The sequence below is a fragment of the Leucobacter sp. M11 genome, from assembly GCF_035726885.1.
In the GTDB taxonomy this organism is placed as follows: domain Bacteria; phylum Actinomycetota; class Actinomycetes; order Actinomycetales; family Microbacteriaceae; genus JAPFRB01.
This window is the reverse complement of record NZ_JAPFRB010000001.1, coordinates 376,115-379,668: the sequence shown is the minus strand read 5'-3', so window position 1 is coordinate 379,668 and position 3,554 is coordinate 376,115. Positions and strand designations below refer to the sequence as shown.

The window sequence follows — 3,554 nt, the reverse complement described above, 5'->3', positions numbered from 1 at the left end:
ACGCTCCCGGTGCTCACGCAGGCGAGCCCGGCCGAGGCCGTCGTGACCGCCGGGGCCGGGTTCATCCTGCCGAACCCGTACCGGATGAGCAACGTGGGGGCCTACCGGGCCCCCGATGGCACGCTGGTCTACTGCCTGGAATGGGGCAAGCAGACCCCCTCGCTTGCCTCGGATCCGGCCCAGAAGCGGAGCGTGGTCGGCTCCTACCGCGGCTGGAGCGACGCCGAGGTGGCGAAGGTCGGCTGGCTCATCACCGAGCACGGGCAGACAGAGGACCCGGTGATCGCCGCCTCCGTGGCCGTGGCGATCTGGCTGCGCCACCCCGGCACGATCGATCCGTTCACGGGCGAGAACGAGTTTTTCGTGCAGGCGATCGGGGACAACGCCCTGCGCGCGAAGATCCTTGCGGAGGGACGCCGCCTGGGCACGCTCATGGACGCCGCCCTGAGCGATGCGCCGAAGCCCGGCGGCTCGGTTCGGGTGAGCGAGCCCCGGCCCGTCGCCGCCGAGACCGAAACCGAGGCCGATGCTCCGGCGGACACCGGGCTCGGCGGGCCGCAGCGCTACGAGGGCACGGTCAGCGTGACGGGGCTGCCGCGCGGGGCGAGCGGCACGGTTCGGCTCGGCGAGGGGGCGGCCTTTGCGGCGGAGGGGACGGACAGCGTGCCCGCTGAGCCGAGCGCCGCCGTCCGCGCGATCACCGGGAACGCCGAGCTGCGCTACGTCGCCGAGCCGATCGACGCGGACCTGGGCGAACTCCGGATTCGGGCGGAGGGCGAATTCACGCTGCCCGGCGGGCGCGCGGGGGCCAGCATCGTGCTCTGGCGGAGCGGCGGGGAGTTTCAAGACATGGCCGGGGCCGGGGAGCGGACCCGGGAGCAGCGCTTCACCCTGCGCGGGAGCGCAGCCACCGAGCTGCGCTTCGCGCCGGAGCTGACGACCGCCGTGCCGTCCCGGGTCGTGGCCGCGGGGGAGCGGTTGCGGGATCGGGTGCGCGCCGAGCTCGCGGAGGGCAGCCGGCCCTGGCGTCGGCTGAGCGACGGCACCTACCTGCCGGTCACGGCGGAGTGCTCGCTCTACGGCCCCACTCGGGACGCGCCCGAGCCCCGGGACGAGGTGCCCGAGGACGCCACACTCGCCTCAGGCCCGGTCCGGCTGACCCTCGGCGGGGGCACCGCGGACCCGGGGGCGGAACCCGTCGAGATCGACTTCCCCGAACCCCTGGGGGAGGCTGGCTTCTACACCGCGGTGTGCGGGATCGACGCGGAGCGGCAGGACCTCGCGGCGAGCGCCGAGGCCGTGCCCGCGGGATACCGATTCGTGGATCGCTACGGGCTCCCGAACGAGACGCAGCTGCGGCCGATGGCGCTCCGCTTCCGGACCGAGCTCAGCGAGCAGACCGCCCGGCCCGGCGCGGTCGTCGAGGATGTGATCGACGCGGAGGTCCGGAACATTGGCGCGGCAGGCGGGCGGCTCCGCGTGGGCGGCGAGGAGGCCCCGATCCGGCTCCGGGGCACCGCCTACTGGTCCGAGACCCGACCCGAGCAGCAGCCGGAGCCGCCCGCGGACGCCGAGCCGATTGCCGATCTGGAGTCCAGCCTGCTTCCCGGCCACAGCCGAACCTCCGCGAAGCTCACCCTGCCCGAGCGCAGCGGCTGGGTGACGGTCCGCTGGTGCACGGACCCGGAGGGCACCGACCCCGCCGAGCCCGGCCTGGTCGAGCCCTGGTGCGACGACTACGGGGTGCCCGCGGAAACCGTGGCGCTCGTCGCCGAGCCCGAGCCGCCCGCCCCCGCCCCGAAACCGGAGGGCGCACCGGACGCGCGCGGCCCGCTCGCCCAGACCGGGGGACCTGGTCGCGGGAGCGGGGCCCTGCTCGGCGTCGCGCTCGCAACCGCCGCCGCCGGGGCGGGAATCCTGCCGCTCAGTCTGAGAAAGCACCGCCGCGACGGGGCCGTCAAACGCTAGGCTGAGGGTCTTACCGTACGCACCATTCGAGGGGGCCACCATGAAGCGCACACAGACCGATATCACCGAACCCGTTCGGCACAGCATCAACCGACTGTGGTGGCTCCTCCTCGTTCGCGGCATCTTCGCGATCGTCTTCGGCCTGATCGCGATGATCTGGACGAGCACGGCGGCCGAGGCGCTCGTGCTCGCCTTCGCGATCTACACGATCGCCGACGGCCTGCTGCTGCTCTACGCCGCCTTCCGGTACCGGAAGGAATACGACGGCTTCGGCTGGACCGTCTTCCAGGCCGTCGTCTCGATCCTCGCCGGTGTCGCGCTGCTGTTCCTGCCGAGCCTGCTCACCTTCACCGTCTTCGGTCTCGTGGTGATCTGGGGCATCGTTATCTGGTCGATCATTGCCGGGGTCATCGGGGTCCGGGCGAGCCTGGCCACCCGCACGGCCGGGGGCAGCTGGGTCATGGGCATCGTCGCCAACGTCCTGACGATCCTGCTCGGCCTGTTCCTCGCGATCTTCACGATCACGAACCCCGTGCAGACCGCCCTCAGCTTCCTCTGGATCGTCGGCCTCTGGGCCGTGGTGTTCGGCGTGGCCTTCGTGATCTGGTCGCTCGTGACCCGCAACGCGGTCAGCAAGAGCCTCGACGGTCTGCGGGCGACCCGGACCACGATCGTGACCGACGCCGACGGCACGCCCCGCGTCTGAGCCGGATCCCCGGCGCTCGCGCCCGAGCGGCCGCGGGACGGCGGAGTCTGAGCAAAGCTCAGCCGTCCCGCAGTCCGCTCACACAGTTCGCATAGGGTTCCGCGGAAAGCTGTTGGCTACAGGGAAGGAAATCACATGAACGAGACCCCCGAAACGCCCCGCCCGAACGGCAACGACGGCACCACCCCCGAGGAGGCCGCGCGCGCCGCCTCGGCAGCCGCCGAGCCCGATCACGCACCAGCGGCGCCCTCGACCGGTGTGCCCCACAACCTGCTCCCCGGCCAGGCGGACTCCGCCCCCGAGCGCCCGGCAGCCGCACCCCAGGCACCCCAGGCACCGCACGCCCAGCAGACGCCGGGCACCCCGCAGACGCCGGACGCCCCGAGCGGATGGCCCGCCGCGCAGCAGCCCCCGCTGCCGCAGGCACCAGCGACGCCGCAGGCACCCGTGACGCCGCAGGCCCCAACGATGCCGCAGGCACCGGGAGCGCACCGCCCCGGTGACGCACCGTTCTCGCCCGGGCACCAGCCGGGGGCGGCCTTCGGCCAGCCCGCGGCCCAGCTCCCGAACCCGGGGGACACCACGCCCCTGCCCGAGTACCGCTACGCCCCGCCGCCCAAGCAGAAGCAGAAGCGTCCGGAGTCCGCGGGAAAGAGCCGCGCCGGGATGATCACCGCGGGCGTGCTCGCGGCGGCTCTCCTGGGCGGTGCCGGCGGCGCCGGGGTCACGGCGGCGATGCTCAGCGGGCAGCAGGACAACGCGCAGACGAGCAGCAGCGGCTCGGGCGGGAACGTCACGATCACGAACCCCGAGAACACGACCGCCGTGTCCGCGATCGCCCAGAAGGCAATGCCGAGCGTCGCCACGATCGAGGTCCAGA

The 3,554-nt window shown here is 73.3% G+C and carries 2 protein-coding genes and 1 pseudogene; all 3 read left to right on the top strand.

The window, feature by feature from the left end; translation table 11 throughout:
* Positions 1–1,968 (top strand): hypothetical protein (locus tag OOT08_RS01895; RefSeq protein WP_325090867.1); only part of this gene is annotated, 1,968 nt, incomplete at its 5' end.
* Between the two features lie 40 nt (positions 1,969–2,008).
* Entirely contained in the window at positions 2,009–2,674 is a 666-nt protein-coding gene (locus OOT08_RS01890) for an HdeD family acid-resistance protein (protein WP_325090866.1), read from the top strand.
* 135 nt (positions 2,675–2,809) lie between these two features.
* Positions 2,810–3,554: pseudogene (locus tag OOT08_RS01885) on the top strand (hypothetical protein); the annotation flags it as partial.

Excerpts from the sequence above, each read along its gene's own strand:
- OOT08_RS01890 (WP_325090866.1), top strand. The coding sequence starts at position 2,009 with ATGAAGCGCACACAGACCGATATCACCGAACCCGTTCGGCACAGCATC.